Here is a 14903-nt window from a genome sequence, read left to right as displayed (position 1 = left end):
CCTCTGCGCCAGGAAAGCGACTGCATTCTGAGTTGCGATCGCAAAACAACTATCTTTCTGAGTTCTGAACACAGAAGAACCCGATTTCTACCCAAAATCTGTGATACCTGTTTAAAAAAACAATGCAACTTTAGCCAAGCTGCAAACCCATACAGAATAAGTCATGACCCATCTCAAATCTCAAATTTCAAATCCTTTGAGCGATCGACCTTAACCCAGAAACCGGGTTTTTGACCCACCTAAGGCCCGCACTGTTTTATAGCAACTGCCTGAAACATACTCATCTATCCCAAGATAGATCTTTGCAAACTCGCTTTAATTCATAAACTCAGTTTCTTCAAAAAATTGTTTTTTGACCACAACAGACAATTTAAATGCGTTCGTTTTGGATGCACAAAAACTCGGTTTCTACGCAACCTACTGAATTACATATCACCTTAGCAAGGAATGTATTCCCTGTCAATAATTGTCCACAAAAAAAACAATTTGAAGCCAATACGCTTAACTTAAGAACAATCCGACTGGCAAATAATGCCTGTATTGCCTAGAAAATCGCGAAGTGAAATTCGTCAAAAATCGTTAAGTTAACCGTATTGAATTAGAGGCTAAGCCAGCGACACAATACTAGCTCGTTCGTAAGGCAATTTGTTGGTCGGCAAAACCTCGATACTAATTTCCAGCGAATCCAAAGCCGGATTTTGTGCTAGCAGCTTTTCGGTCAAATTCTTATTCAAAATCTCCCAGAAATCCGTTTCATTTGGATAATCAACCAAAAAATTGTCTATGCTTTTGTAAATCGGCACAAAGTCGGGATATTCAGCCTGCGTAATTCCTGGCTTGTACTGATACTTGACATCAATGTTCAGGTTATTCAAACCCTGGTGAGCGATCGAATAATTAGGAATCTTGAAATCCCAGGCTTCCCCTAATTTACCATTTGTAGTGCGACTAACGGTACTGCTGCGATCGTAAGGCAATTGGTTCGTCGGCAAAACATTCAAATCAACAGTCACCGAAGAAATTGCTGGATTTTCGGCAAGCACTTTTTCCGTCAAATTTTTGTTAACAATTTCCCAAAAATCAGTTTCGTTAGGATAGTTAACTAAAAAATCATCAACGCTCTTGTAAATCGGCACATAATCGGGATACTGATAATTTTGAATGCCCTCTTTGTACTGATAATTTACAGCAAAATTTAGGTTGTTTAACCCTTGATGGTTAATTGGGTAATTTGCCGCTGTAAAATTCCACTTCTCGGTCAGCTTACCATCGGAAGGAAAGAAAGCAATTCCTATCGGACGCTGTAACTTGCTGTCGGGAGGGACAAAAATAGAACTGTTACTCGACAAAGGATTGCTCGATATTGGCAGCGGTTCCCCAGTTTTGCCATTGTACCGCAAAACTGCACCAACATTGTTAGCATTGGCGCGGTTGTCAAAGCCAACTGCAAACAAATTGCCGATCGGCGAAAATGCCAAACCACCTACATAATTGCTACTGGGGGAAGTATCAGTATAATTGGTAGATAAAACCTTGACCAAATTCCCACTTTTTAAATTGTAGCGCCTGATATCGTTAGCAAAATCGCTCACGTAAAGGTCGCCGTCAGCGGGCCCGATTGCCATGCCCAAAAGACTCACAAATCCCTGACTCCGAGGCGAAGGATCGGGGGAAGCAAAGATACTTGACTGCCCAGTTTGCGGGTTGTAAAGCAGCACCTGGCTGGCGAAACCTGCACTAAAATCAGCTTTGCCATCACGAGCAACACTCCCCTGCGTTGTCACGTACAAATTGCCGTCAGGAGCAAACAGTAAATTGTTCGGCCCATTCAATCCTCCCGCTTGCTGTTTGCCCGTTGCAAATACATCTATAAATTGTCCTGTTTTGCCGTTGTATCTAAGAATTTGATCGGTCAAAAAACTGCTGACATAAAAATTACCGTCGGCACCAAAAGCTAAACCGTAAGGACGAGATAATCCGCCAGTTTCATCAGCAGTAGTGTTCGGATTGTCGCCGACAAACTTATCAATAAATCTGCCACTAACTCCGTCATATCGCAATACGGCAGATGCTGTCGGCTGTCCGGAATTCCCTGGCTTGTCACCGCTGGCAATGTAAATGTCCGGCTTACCGTCGCCGTTGCCATCTGGGCCAAAAAGAATTGTATCTGGACTAGACAAACCGCCGCTGCCCGCTGGGATAAATTCGCTTAGAAGATTGCCCGTACTGCCGTCAAACCGCAGTACATTATTGCCTCTGGTATTGCCAACTAGGAAAGTTCCTTGAGGATTGCTTGGTTGAGTGCGAGTAACTTTGCTGGTGCGGTTATAGGGTAATGTTTGGCTTGGCAAAACGTTCAAGTCGATCTTAATTGCTGCCAAGCTAGAATTTTCGTTGAGGATATTTTGAGTTAATTTTTTGTTGACAATTTCCCAGAAATCTGTCTCATTGGGATACTTGCTTAAAAAGTTATCAATGCTCTTGAGAATTGACAGGGAATCGGGATATTCGTTTGGGGGAATCCCCGGTTTGTACTGGTAATCAACATCGAGATTGAGCTTGTTCAATCCTTGGTGATTAATTGCGTAGTTTTTCAAGGAAAAGTTGCCATTTTCTTTTGGTTGACCGGCACGACTGCGGAAAACTGTAGTTGCTCGTTCGTAGGGCAATCTGTTCGTTGGCAAAACTTCGATTTGGATGGTAACATCGGTCAGTGCCGGATTTTCGTCTAGCACTTTTTGACTGAGATTTTTGTTGATATTTTCCCAGGTGTCCGTTTCGTTGGGGTAGTTAACTAGGAAGCTATCAATACTTTTGTAGATTGGCACAAAATCGGGATATTCATTTTTGGTAATTCCGGGTTTTAAGCCGTAACCAATTTTGATATTGAGGGTGTTTAAACCTTGGTGGTCGATGGTATAATCTGGGAAATTGAAAGCCCATTTTTCTGAAGGTAATAGCGCAGCAGTTCGGGATTGCGATCGCTCTGGAACTATACCAGTATCACCGATAGCAAAATCCATGCCTGTAAGTTCGTCTCTCTGAAGTGGAGTGGAGATATCGGTCTGGGATGTTAGACTGCGATCGACTTTAAGATTGTCGTCTGGTGAGTGCGGGAGCCGGAAGTCGGTGATTTGGTCAAAAAGGTCGTTAGCGAAGCCCTCGTAGAGGATCGCACTACCAGTCGCACCGGCAACCAAATCGGATGTTTGAGTCAAACCATAGCTGGTATCAAATAAAACATTCGTATCCCCGATCGCAATTTGGGTCAATCGATTTAGGCGATCCTCTACGAGGGCTTCGCTAACGAACTTACTGCCAAATAAGTCTGGTATTTCTGCTGAAACACCCGCAATATTTCCCTGAAGAGGTTTTGCTTCAAACAGTCCGGCTGTATTCAACATAAGCTATTATTGGCGAGATTCCCGCGATCGCAGATAAATTTGACTATATTTTACGGTTTTTCAAAGAATAGTCAACCAGTTTGAGATTTGAGATTGGAGATTTACTCGCAGAATTGAATTTGGGATTATGAACTTTGGTGTAATTTTTTTGACCTTCCAATCAGGAGTCTACGTGGCACGGCATCCATTTTTTAGGGGAGTCAAATAGTTTAAGAAGTAGCTGGCATTTGAGAAACATTTAATCTAAAGTCTCTCACCTTTCTCGATCGCAGTTCTGTCAAGTTCTCAAAAAATAGATTGTCCGATGGGAGTGGGCGCGATCGCGGTACGATCGCCACTGGCATTGTTCTAGCCCGCCCCATGCTAAAAATTTATCAATTGTGGAAGCAGCCCAAAAGCCCTCTACAGGAAACACCCCGACTCCGGCCACCTCAACACAGCGATCTGATTGGTTGATTCCGAGCTAAAATGTCTTAAAATATACAATAGGGTGAGCTGTTGCACAGCCCGCATATATTAAAATCAGGCGCTTTGCCTGCAATAATTCTTTAAAATATAGATACAGCACCGCCGATCCCTAACTCTTCCGCGCTCGGCAAGCGTAGGGTTTGGCAGCAGAGAAGACGATCCAAAATGGTCAATTCCAGTAAAGCCCGTGCAGTTGCTTTATTCTCAGGTTTATCAGGTGATTGCAACCAGTTACGAGGAGATTTGAACCGCCGTGCTCCAACGCATCAAACAAGACTTAAAAAATGACCTGATCGCAGGTCTGCTGGTAGTGATACCTTTAGCTACCACCATCTGGCTGACAATTACCGTCGCCAGTTGGGTAATCAATTTTCTTACCAAAATTCCCAAGCAGATTAATCCTTTTGACGGACTCCACCCGATTTTGGTCAACCTGCTAAATCTCTTAGTAGGGCTGGCTGTACCCCTGCTGAGCATTTTAGTCATTGGTTTGATGGCCCGCAACATCTTCGGGAAGTGGCTGCTAGACTTTGGCGAACGCCTGTTACAGGCAATTCCCCTAGCGGGTTCGGTTTACAAAACCTTGAAACAACTGCTGGGAACTATCCTCAAATCTAATGATAAATTTCGCCGGGTGGTGTTGGTAGAGTATCCCCGGCGGGGAATCTGGACTTTGGCATTTGTGACCGGTACGATCGAGAGTAACGACATTCCGTCTCATTTGTCCGGCGAAAGCCCGATCGGCATTTTCATCCCCACCACTCCCAACCCCACCACCGGATGGTACGCTATAGTCCCGGAAGCAGATGTCGTTAATTTGTCAATGTCGATCGAAGATGCCTTTAAAGTGGTGATCTCCGGCGGCATCGTCAACCCCAGCAACTCAGTTGCGGTCACCGCCGACAACCCCCCCGGCAAAACACTCGAACCCTTGCTATCCGAATCAAGATACCAGCCTGTACCAGTCGAAGAAGATTAGACAAGGCTGTAAAAGTCCTTTTAATCTTTTAATCAAATTTTCGGACGGGCTAGAAGCCCATCCCACAAAACAAAAAAATTGTGGGATGGGCTTCTAGCCCGTCCGAATTATTTTTGCAACTCACGTATATTGAACCAACTGGAAGCGCAGAAAGCCTACACTCAGAAACCGGGTTTCTCTGATACATCTTGGGTTTCAAAGCGAAGTATCTCCTAAGAAACTCGATGGGGAGAGGGGGAGAGGGGGGAGAGGGGGAGAAAGAGTTTCTTTCATCCATAACGGGTGGGCAGCCTCCGTGGGACGCTCCTAAGAAACCGGGTTTCTAGCCAGTAAATTTTCCCAATAATAATTGATCCTAGGTATCTAAAACCTGCCCAGAAACAATCGTTACTGAGGGCAGGTTTTTTTGGGAGTTTTTCTGCTAAAGTCCAAGTCTATGCTCTGAACCAGCGCTTAGCAATCTCAACAATTCTGAAATTCCTAAACTCCCAATTTCTATCTAAAAAATATGAAAAAAGCACGCGAAACCTCACGCGAACTCGCACTCCTCGGCATCAGCCAACTGCCGACTAATCCAGAACTCTTAGAAGCCAAGAAACTGCAAGATGTTCTCCTCGCAGCCATCCGCACTCTGACGACAGAAGTTCAAGAATCCCTAGAAGCAGCAGCTTCGGAAGTACAGCGGGGTAGCGACAAACTCCTGGCTAGCGAAATCCGCGCCGCTGATATACAAAGTGCTAGAGCGATGGTGCGCGAAGCACTCGAACTCACCCAAACCGCCATCAACCGTCTCGGTTCATCGATGGAGTTTCCAGAACTGCTTCAGCTTGCCAACCAGCAAGATGTCCGCACCTATGCTTTGCAAATCCTGACCAAAGTCAGCGCCAACCGCGTTCAAATTGATGAATTGCTCTCGGAAGCCCTGGTAGACTGGCAAATCGATCGCCTGCCCAGGATCGATCGAGATATCATGAGAATCGCGATCGCCGAAATCCTCTATCTCGGCTTACCCGAACAAGTCAGCGTCAACGAAGCCGTCCAACTGGCAAAACGCTACAGCGGCGACGAAGGACATCGGTTCATCAACGGAGTCCTCCGCCGAGTCGTCGATAAAATCAATGCAGAAGTTGTAAGTCAGTAGTCAGTAGTCATTGGTCAGTAGTCAGTAGTCATTGGTCAGTAGTCATTGGTCATTGGTCATTGGTCATTGGTCATTGGTCATTGGTCATTGGTCATTGGTCATTGGTCATTGGTCATTGGTCATTGGTTATTGGTCATTCGCGATCGGCAATCCGCAATCCGCAATCCGCTCTACACTAAGGACTGATGGCTAAATGACTAATAACTATTCTCTATTCCCCATTTACTTCTATGGTATTTAATTGGTTTCGTCGCCAGTACAGCGAAAGCGGATCTTCTGAACCAGAAACTCCCCCCGAACAGCCCCAAGATGAGGCGGCAAAATCCGCATCGGTTGAGCCTCAAACAGATGCAGCAGTTGAGGAAACTTCCCCCGCTGTAGCTGAGGATTATCTCAATTGGGCCAAAGCTGCTTACAAAAATATTCAAAAACAGCAAAAACCTGAAACAGAAGTTGCCCAGACAGCATCGGCGGAAGTTCCAGCAGCCGAAACAGAATTTGTAGAAGTTGCAGAAGCCGCACCAACTGTTGCAGAAGTTTCAGAAATTGCACCACCACCGCAGAATGAAAGTACCGATGGTCAAGAACCAGATGCAGCCATCCCAGTAGAGATTCCCGAACCTCTGCCACCATCATCCGAGTCGATCGCGCCTCAACCTGTTACTCAAAAATTAGAAGTTACAGCAGAAAATATAGCAATTGCCCAACCTGCAACTGAGCTTGCAGACACAGAATCGATCGCATCTGAGGACTCTACAGCCGAAGCCCTGCCGTTTTGGGCCCGAGCTGGGGCCGATCGCATGGATCGCATCGAACGCCTCAAGGAAACCGCCCTTGAGGAACCAGAAGTCATCGCAGCGGCCGCCGAAAGAGCCGCAATAATCGAAGAAATTCCCGGTTTTGCCTTTGACGAAGGCTTCCTCTGGTCATCTGAAATCCTAGCCAGTCAAGGGCGCCGGCCAGATCAAGTATCCGTCGAGGAAATCAGTTGGCTGCAAAAACTGCGGAAAGGTTTGGAAAGAACTCGCCGCAGCTTAATTAATCGACTAAAGGCGATCGTCGGTCAAGGCCCGCTCAATCAAGACGCCGTAGCTGAAATTGAGACTTTGCTCCTACAAGCCGATGTCGGAGTCGCCGCCACCGACATCATTATCAACCGCCTCCAAGAAAGACTCAAACAAGAAGTCTTGCCGCCAGAACAGGCTCTAGCCTTTCTCAAAAGCATCCTGCGCGACATTCTCGACGCTCCGACAGCCGAAACCGCCGCCGGCAATCCCGCCTACAGCCTGACATTTGCCCCAGAAAAAGACACCTTCAACATCTGGTTAATTGTAGGAGTCAACGGTGCGGGCAAAACTACGACGATCGGCAAACTAGCCCACATCGCCCAAAAATCCGGCTACAAAACCCTGATTGCCGCTGCCGACACTTTCCGCGCCGCCGCCGTCGAACAAGTCAAAGTTTGGGGTTCCCGCAGCGGCGTGGAAATTATTGCCAATCCAGGGAAAAATACCGATCCGGCTGCTGTCGTGTTTGATGCGATCGCCGCCGCCAGCGCCCGAGGCACAGAATTGTTGATCGTAGACACCGCAGGCCGCCTGCAAAACAAAAAAAATCTGATGGACGAATTAAGTAAAATCCGTCGCATTGTAGACAAAAAAGCCCCAGGCGCTACCGTAGAATCTCTACTGGTCTTGGATGCCACCCTAGGTCAAAATGGTTTGCGACAGGCAGAAGTTTTCGCAGAATCGGCAAAATTAAGCGGAGTAGTATTGACAAAACTTGACGGTTCTGCTAAAGGTGGTGTTGCCCTAGCAGTAGTGCAGCAGCTAGGTCTGCCAATCCGGTTTATTGGAGTGGGGGAAAGCATCGAAGATTTGCGCCCGTTTTCTAGTTACGAATTTGTCGAAGCCCTACTCGATTTTAGATTTTAGATTTTAGATTTTAGATTGATGAGGTATCTCTAGCCGTCCCGATTTTTGGAGGCGGACACAGATATTCAAAATCTCAAATTATTAACCTCAAACTACCATCGCAGGACTTGTGCCGATCGCCACCTGACGGTCTGTGGAAAACTAAATATCTAGAAACAATACCTTAAAACCTTCTGTTATTGCTTGCTTGCGATCGACGAAGCGCCATCAATTGGTGTCAACTTAAGGTCTCAGGTAGTAACGTTTTACTCTCTGAGGCTTAGGCCCGCCGATCGGCCTGGCGCCCCCTTAAAAAGCAGTGTGGTTTTATTGTCATCAGATAAATTAGGTACGTAGTTGGGATGCGAGCCCTCTTTATCTATACGCCTAAAGAGGGCTCGCATCCCAACTACATACCTTGATTAAGTAGTTTCAGAAGGGCTCAAAGTCTCCCTTATTAAGGGGGATTTAGACTCAGCTATAAACGAGATTTCTTGAGGATTTCAGGCTTAAATTCACACCAATGACCTACTGCCCAAACTACTTGCTCCAAAAACAACCGGATTTCTGTTCGTGTGGTGCGTAATTCCTCACTCAATCAATCTCCTTTTAAGATCGAAAATCACCAATCTAAAATGACTGCTGTGCCCTTGCCTCGCCCCTCACCTCAACCTGCTGACCGCCCTACGGGTCGCAATTCCACCGACGCGACGCCAGTATTTGCCCTCAAAGAACTGGTGGCGCGCTTGCACCGATACCAGCACAACGTTCAAGATATGTTGGGCTCGCTGGGATTTGCCCTGCGTAGTTTTAACAATCTCAACCAATTTTTGGAGTTGGTGCCTCTGGTGGCAACTCGCGTTACCGACGCCGACGGGGGAGCTCTGGTGCTCTTCAAACCCAACGGTCAAGTTCGGTTCCAGCAGTTGCACTGTCAGGAAGGACGGCAGTGCCAAGATATGCGGAAAGCGCTGGAAATAGCCACCAGGCAAGCTACAGCAGGTGCGGGCGCGGCTGGTGAATCTTTTTCTCAAACCTCTGGGCAAACTTCTAGTCTTGACTTGCAAGTCGGCCGTTATTTGGGCCCGGATGTTCATTTGTTTGGGGCGCCAATTTTAGTCAAGAATTTGGAACGCGGACGGCTGTTTGTTTTTAGCAGTGACCCACAATATGTTTGGACTCCGGGCCGACAGAAATTAGTTCGGTTGGTGGCGGATCAAACCGCCGTGGCAATCTGCAAAGACGAACTGACGGTGAAGTTGGCCGAAAAAGAACGCCTGGACAGAGAGTTAGAAATTGGGGCGGAAATTCAATTGCGGCTGCAACCCCGCAGTTGTCCCACAATTCCCGGTCTTGATGTGGCCGCGCGCTGCCAAACTGCTAGCAGAGTCGGCGGTGATTATTATGATTTTATTCCCGCTGACTATGACCCGATCGGCAAGGAAAATGAGGGGGAACACCCCCCATCCCTGATTAAAAATCTCAAGTCCAAAATCGACAAGGGTCGCTGGAGCATCGTCATTGGCGATGTGATGGGCAAAGGGGTACCGGCTGGCCTGTTGATGACGATGACGCGGGGTATGCTGCGGGCGGAGGTTTTGAACCGCCATTCGCCTGCGAGAATTTTGCAACATTTAAACCGGGTAATGCACGCGGATTTGGAGAATTCTCACCGTTTTGTGACTCTGTTTTATTCGGAGTACGATCCGAAAACTCGCATTCTGTCTTACAGTAATGCTGCTCACCACCCGCCTTTGCTGTGGCAAGCTGCAACTAATTCGATTGTTCGGCTCGATACTTTGGAGGGAATGTTGATTGGCCTGGATGCTGATTCGCACTACCAAGAAGCCCACGTGCAATTGCAGCCTGGTGATACTATTATTTATTACACAGACGGATTTACTGATGCTGCTAATCAAAGGGGCGATCGCTTTGATGAGGATAACTTGACCGCGGCTTTTCAGTGGGCTTGTCAAAATTATCAGCAGTCTGAGGAAATTCTGGATTATTTGTTCGATCGCGTTCACCAGTTTATCGGCATCGGCAACCGCAATGAAGATGACATGACACTGGTTGTACTTAGGGTAACACCGACCACAGGAGAAAATCACCATGATAGTTAATTTAATGCCGGAAATTATTACTGGATTTACCAGCTCGATTCATTGGCATGACGCCGTTCATTTGTTAGTTGTGAAATCTCATTTGAGTTCGCCTGTGATATTGGGTCAAAGCTACGAGATTTTTACTAATTTCCAGAAAGCTTGGAACAATTTTGTTTCGACTGGTCAGATAGGAGCTTTTTTTATAGGTATTTTCATTGGCTGGTTCATTAAAGGGATTATTCCTTAGAGTTATTCTCTAAGAGGTCGTCAGGAAGGGATTTCAAAGGTTCGCCGTCAGGACTTCAGTCCTTTCTGATGCAGCAGCATAATTTTAATAATTTTGTAGTCTAGAATTCAGTTTTTTAGTGTCAATACAGGTATACAAAGTTTGTAGTAATTACCTTAGTCCTTTCTTGCCGAATTTGGGACGAAGGACTTGCCTTATTTACTGCGAACCGGAGGACTCAAATCCTGAGTGCGAACCGAAGGACTAAAGTCCTTACTACGAAACAGTTTTTAGAGAGTTCTGCAAGAGAGATATAATTTAGTTTTACATTCAGCAATGACCACACAACCGAAAACTTGGAGTCAAAGATTTGAGTCGGCGCTGCACCCAGCGATCGCCCGATTCAATGCTAGTATTGGCTTCGATATAGAACTGATTGAGTATGACTTGACCGGTTCTATCGCTCATGCTAAGATGCTCGCCAAAACTGGGATTATTTCCGCATCAGAAGGCGAACAGCTAGTCAATGGTTTGGAACAAATCCGCCGCGAATACCGCCAAGGTCTTTTTGTGCCGGGAGTTGATGCAGAAGACGTTCACTTTGCTGTAGAAAAGCGCCTGACGGATATCGTCGGGGATGCGGGCAAAAAGCTGCACACGGCCCGATCGCGCAATGACCAAGCCGGCACCGATACTCGTTTGTATTTGCGCGATCGCATCGCAGAAATTCGCGAGCAATTGCGGGAATTTCAAGGGGTTTTGCTCGAAATTGCAGAACTCAACGTCGAAACTTTAATCCCCGGTTACACGCACTTACAGCGCGCTCAGCCAATCAGTTTGGCTCATTACTTGTTAGCTTATTTTGAAATGTCCGATCGCGATTGGGAACGCCTTGGCGATGTCTTGAAGCGGGTGAATATTTCGCCTTTGGGTTGCGGCGCGCTGGCGGGGACGACTTTCCCGATCGACCGACACTATAGCGCAGAACTCTTGGAGTTTGACCAGGTTTATGCTAATAGTTTAGATGGAGTGAGCGATCGAGATTTTGCGATCGAATTTCTCGCAGCCGCCAGCTTAATTATGGTACACCTGAGCCGCTTGTCAGAAGAAATGATTTTGTGGTCTTCTCACGAATTTGGATTTATTACGCTCAAAGATAGCTGCGCTACGGGCTCTAGCATCATGCCCCAGAAAAAAAATCCCGACGTGCCGGAGTTGGTGCGGGGCAAGGCGGGGCGGGTTTTCGGTCATTTGCAAGCCTTGCTTGTAGTAGTGAAGGGATTGCCTTTGGCCTACAACAAAGATTTGCAAGAAGATAAAGAAGCTTTGTTTGATACCGTCAAAACTGTACAAGGTTGCTTGGAAGCAATGACGATTTTGCTGCGGGAAGGAATCGCGTTTAACACCAATCGCCTTGCCAGTGCCGTTACAGAAGACTTTTCTAACGCTACAGACGTAGCAGATTATTTGGCTGCTAAGGGCGTTCCCTTCCGGGAATCTTACAACCTTGTGGGCAAAGTTGTGAAAACTTGTCTGTCGGGGGGCAAACTCCTCAAAGATTTGACACTTGAGGAGTGGAAAGACTTGCACCCAGCTTTTGATACAGACATTTATAGCGCGATCGCACCGACTCAAGTGGTCGCTGCTCGCAATAGTTACGGTGGCACCGGATTTGAACAAGTGAGAAAATCACTGATTGCTGCGCGCGATCGGATCGCCTAAACTATCCTCGTTGAATTCTTAGGCAAATTCAGAATGGCTATCTCTCCTTAGAACGATCGTGTTTTGCACTCTCGGTTCTAAGTTGGGCAGATAGCCTGACTATATTACTCTTCAGCAGCAGCCATATCTTTGTCCCGTCCGCCGCCGCTCATGGCGCCCATCCCGCCGCCGTTGCCGCCGTCAAATCGCCTTCTCTTGTTGGAGAACATATCTTGATTTCTCCGCTTGCGAAACTTGCGAGCGTATGCTTGATTTCGTTGTGCCTTCTCTTTCTTGAGATTGCGGCGCTTAGCCATTCTGACCTCACTAATAAACATTGACATTCCCCAAGCTTTCGGCGAGGGGATTCTTCAGGTTAAAACTCTCAGCACTTGCTTGTGACTGAGATTCTGGCTTGGGTGAAGTCACTTGTTTCCGACAGGATTGCTCCAGCGGCTTTAGAGGTGTCTTCTCCCCAAGCGTGAATTCCGGTATACCCTACCGTACTCGATCGATTCTCTTTAATGTAGTTAGGTTTTGTTCAAATTTAGCTTTCCTAAACCGCAACACCGATCGGTGTGACTGCGAACTCAACTAATTGAGTGCGAGTTTTTACGTTGTCTAGTTATACTCAATTTTAGACCGATGACGATTATATCACACCCGGCACTATTACCGATCGACAAGAACAGTCCCTCGACTGAGAGTCTCTTGAGTCGCTCTTCATCAGCGCGCGATCGGGACGCAACATTTTTTACTTGCGAAAATATTCTAAAAACTCTTGACCGAGAAGCGGGGCCGGGGCCCCTAGCTTCAGATATGGGGCCCCGGCCTGTAGCGGCGACCGCCGCCTAGAAACGAGTGCGCGGCCCCGGCCACCGTGATAAAATAGTAGAAGCGATTAAGAATCACCATCTACACGTTGAATCAATCTAGTACGGAGAAATCCCGGCAACCGAGATATCTGGCGCGAGATCCAGAATACTTAAAGGGCAAATAAAGGCAGATTGAGGAGTGTACCTAACTGGCAAAAGTGATGGACTCAAGCAAGCAAAACATACTAAAAGTAAGCCCAATCGCAACATCTTCGGATAGTTGATCTTGAGGGTCTAGAGGGACACTTGAATGTCCCGCTGTCGCCTTTTCTAGGTGGGCAGGAATCCCCGTTGCTTCAGCGCTGGGGAGGTTCAAAAATACCACAAATGACACTAAATCCTGGTGATGTAGCCCCTGTTTTCAGCCTGCCCGACGCTGCCGGCCAACTTGTGGGCCTCGCAGATTTTCGAGGCCGACGAGTTGTACTTTATTTTTATCCTCGGGATAACACCCCCGGCTGTACCAAAGAAGCTTGTGCCTTTCGCGAGTAGCAAAGAAATGGAGTAAATCGGAGTTTCCAGTTTACCCCAGGGATAAAAACCCTGCTACGCCAGAATAAGATCCTTGAGATCTACGCTACCTGAGGTCAAAACCCCAATAGAATTCGCTAGTTCTAAGCGGTTTGGCAAATAGAACATTGCCTAGTTTTTGAAGGTGAAACACTATTGCCAGTGACAAGTCTCAGGAGCATTTTCAAAGCAAACATCACCCGAAAGGCGAAGCAGAAATGCAACCAGCCAAACAACAGAACTGGGTATTTCAAATCAACGGAGACAAGCAACCGTTAGATATGATTAACCCCGGCAGGTGCCGAGAATTACAAAATCGTGGGAAGCTTGCCAGTTTTCGCAGATTCCCTTATGTCGTAATCCAGCAACAAACTATCGAAAATCCCCAAACAAAGGAATACATCCTCAAGATTGACCCAGGTAGTCAGTGGACAGGGTTTGCCATTCAATGTGGTAATGATATCTTGTTTCGAGCAGAACTAAATCACCGAGGAGAAGCAATCAAATTCGATTTAGTTAAACGGGCATGGTTTAGACGTGGAAGACGTTCGCGCAATTTACGCTATCGCAAGAAACGATTGAATCGTGCCAAGCCAGAGGGTTGGTTAGCTCCATCAATTCGACACAGAGTGCTAACAGTTGAAACTTGGATTAAACGCTTTATGCGGTATTGTCCAATTGCCTGGATCGAAATTGAACAAGTTCGGTTTGATACGCAAAAGTTAGCTAATCCAGAAATAGATGGAGTTGAATACCAACAAGGTGAATTACAAGGATACGAAGTGCGTGAATACTTGTTGCAAAAGTGGGGTAGAAAATGCGATTACTGTGGCACAGAAAACGTACCGCTAGAAGTTGAGCATATTCAATCTAAGTCGAAAGGGGGGAGTAGCCGCATTGGAAATCTAACTCTAGCTTGTCATGTCTGTAATGTCAAAAAAGGTAACTTGGACGTTCGCGATTTCTTGGCAAAATCACCTGACATTTTGAATCAAGTTTTAGAGAATTCCACAAAACCGTTAAAAGATGCGGCTGCGGTCAATTCAACCAGATACGCAATAGTGAAAATGGCTAAATCTATTTGCGAGAACGTGAAATGCTCCTCAGGTGCAAGAACGAAAATGAACCGAGTGCGTCAAGGTCTTGAAAAAACTCACAGCCTTGATGCTGCTTGTGTTGGCGAGTCTGGGGCAAGCATTCGAGTTCTCACCGATCGACCTCTATTGATTACCTGTAAAGGTCATGGCAGCCGCCAATCCATTCGAGTTAATGCTTCTGGATTTCCGGCAGTGAAAAACGCTAAAACTGTTTTTACTCACATTGCAGCAGGTGATGTAGTCAGGTTTACTATCGGCAAAGACCGGAAAAAAGCTCAAGCTGGAACTTATACGGCAAGAGTTAAAACACCTACTCCAAAAGGGTTTGAGGTTTTGATCGATGGCGCAAGAATAAGTCTCTCAACCATGAGCAATGTAGTTTTCGTACATAGGGCTTGCTGAAAAATCAATCACATATTGCGTGGCATAGGTTTAGATGGCGCGAGGGAGAAAAAAGTGCAAGATAAACAGGTAATATAGATCA

The 14903-nt window shown here is 46.5% G+C and carries 10 protein-coding genes and 1 pseudogene; 9 read left to right on the top strand and 2 right to left on the bottom strand.

Features of this window, described 5'->3' with window-relative positions; translation table 11 throughout:
- Nucleotides 1–605 precede the first annotated feature (605 nt).
- Nucleotides 606–3404: an NHL repeat-containing protein gene (locus JGK36_RS00205; protein ID WP_293195757.1), complete on the bottom strand. Its 2799-nt coding sequence runs from the start codon at nucleotides 3402–3404 to the stop codon at nucleotides 606–608.
- Between the two features lie 297 nt (nucleotides 3405–3701).
- On the opposite strand from JGK36_RS00205, the gene JGK36_RS00200 reads away from it, so the two are divergent.
- The 7 genes from JGK36_RS00200 to argH all read left to right on the top strand — a co-directional run bounded on the left by JGK36_RS00200 (nucleotide 3702) and on the right by argH (nucleotide 11958).
- Nucleotides 3702–3860 (top strand): hypothetical protein, encoded by a 159-nt coding sequence (locus JGK36_RS00200; protein ID WP_293200741.1) that lies wholly within the window; start codon nucleotides 3702–3704, stop codon nucleotides 3858–3860.
- A 265-nt stretch (nucleotides 3861–4125) separates the two neighbouring features.
- Nucleotides 4126–4851, top strand: coding sequence for a DUF502 domain-containing protein (locus JGK36_RS00195; protein WP_293155504.1), 726 nt, complete (start codon nucleotides 4126–4128; stop codon nucleotides 4849–4851).
- A 508-nt stretch (nucleotides 4852–5359) separates the two neighbouring features.
- Nucleotides 5360–5992 carry a transcription antitermination factor NusB gene (gene nusB / locus JGK36_RS00190; protein ID WP_293174954.1) on the top strand — a complete coding sequence of 211 codons (633 nt, stop codon included), beginning with the start codon at nucleotides 5360–5362 and terminating at the stop codon, nucleotides 5990–5992.
- A 230-nt stretch (nucleotides 5993–6222) separates the two neighbouring features.
- The gene (gene ftsY, locus JGK36_RS00185; RefSeq protein WP_293195761.1) at nucleotides 6223–7926 is read left to right on the top strand and encodes a signal recognition particle-docking protein FtsY; all 1704 of its coding nucleotides are present in this window, start codon (nucleotides 6223–6225) and stop codon (nucleotides 7924–7926) included.
- A 614-nt stretch (nucleotides 7927–8540) separates the two neighbouring features.
- Nucleotides 8541–10028, top strand: a complete 1488-nt coding sequence (locus JGK36_RS00180) for a PP2C family protein-serine/threonine phosphatase (RefSeq protein ID WP_293174960.1) — start codon at nucleotides 8541–8543, stop codon at nucleotides 10026–10028.
- Nucleotides 10018–10257: a hypothetical protein gene (locus tag JGK36_RS00175; protein ID WP_293174963.1), complete on the top strand. Its 240-nt coding sequence runs from the start codon at nucleotides 10018–10020 to the stop codon at nucleotides 10255–10257. The genes JGK36_RS00180 and JGK36_RS00175 overlap by 11 nt, the downstream gene beginning before the upstream one ends.
- Before the next feature lie 315 nt (nucleotides 10258–10572).
- On the top strand, nucleotides 10573–11958 hold the full coding sequence (gene argH, locus JGK36_RS00170) for an argininosuccinate lyase (RefSeq protein WP_293174966.1): 1386 nt from the start codon (nucleotides 10573–10575) through the stop codon (nucleotides 11956–11958).
- Nucleotides 11959–12062: 104 nt separating this feature from the next.
- Here the strand turns inward: argH and JGK36_RS00165 are convergent, their stop codons facing one another.
- On the bottom strand, nucleotides 12063–12254 hold the full coding sequence (locus JGK36_RS00165; RefSeq protein WP_194066729.1) for a hypothetical protein: 192 nt from the start codon (nucleotides 12252–12254) through the stop codon (nucleotides 12063–12065).
- An 885-nt stretch (nucleotides 12255–13139) separates the two neighbouring features.
- Here JGK36_RS00165 and JGK36_RS00160 point away from each other — a divergent pair.
- Together JGK36_RS00160 and iscB are read left to right on the top strand one after the other, a co-directional pair.
- Nucleotides 13140–13301 (top strand): annotated as a pseudogene (locus JGK36_RS00160) (peroxiredoxin); the annotation flags it as partial.
- Nucleotides 13302–13540: 239 nt separating this feature from the next.
- Complete coding sequence (gene iscB, locus JGK36_RS00155) at nucleotides 13541–14821, top strand: RNA-guided endonuclease IscB (protein ID WP_293195763.1); 1281 nt, start codon at nucleotides 13541–13543, stop codon at nucleotides 14819–14821.
- Nucleotides 14822–14903 lie beyond the last annotated feature (82 nt).

The sequence above is a fragment of the Microcoleus sp. PH2017_35_SFW_U_B genome, assembly GCF_020737865.1.
In the GTDB taxonomy this organism is placed as follows: domain Bacteria; phylum Cyanobacteriota; class Cyanobacteriia; order Cyanobacteriales; family Microcoleaceae; genus Microcoleus.
Note: the sequence above shows the minus strand (reverse complement) of the source record. Positions and strands in the feature narration are given on the sequence as shown.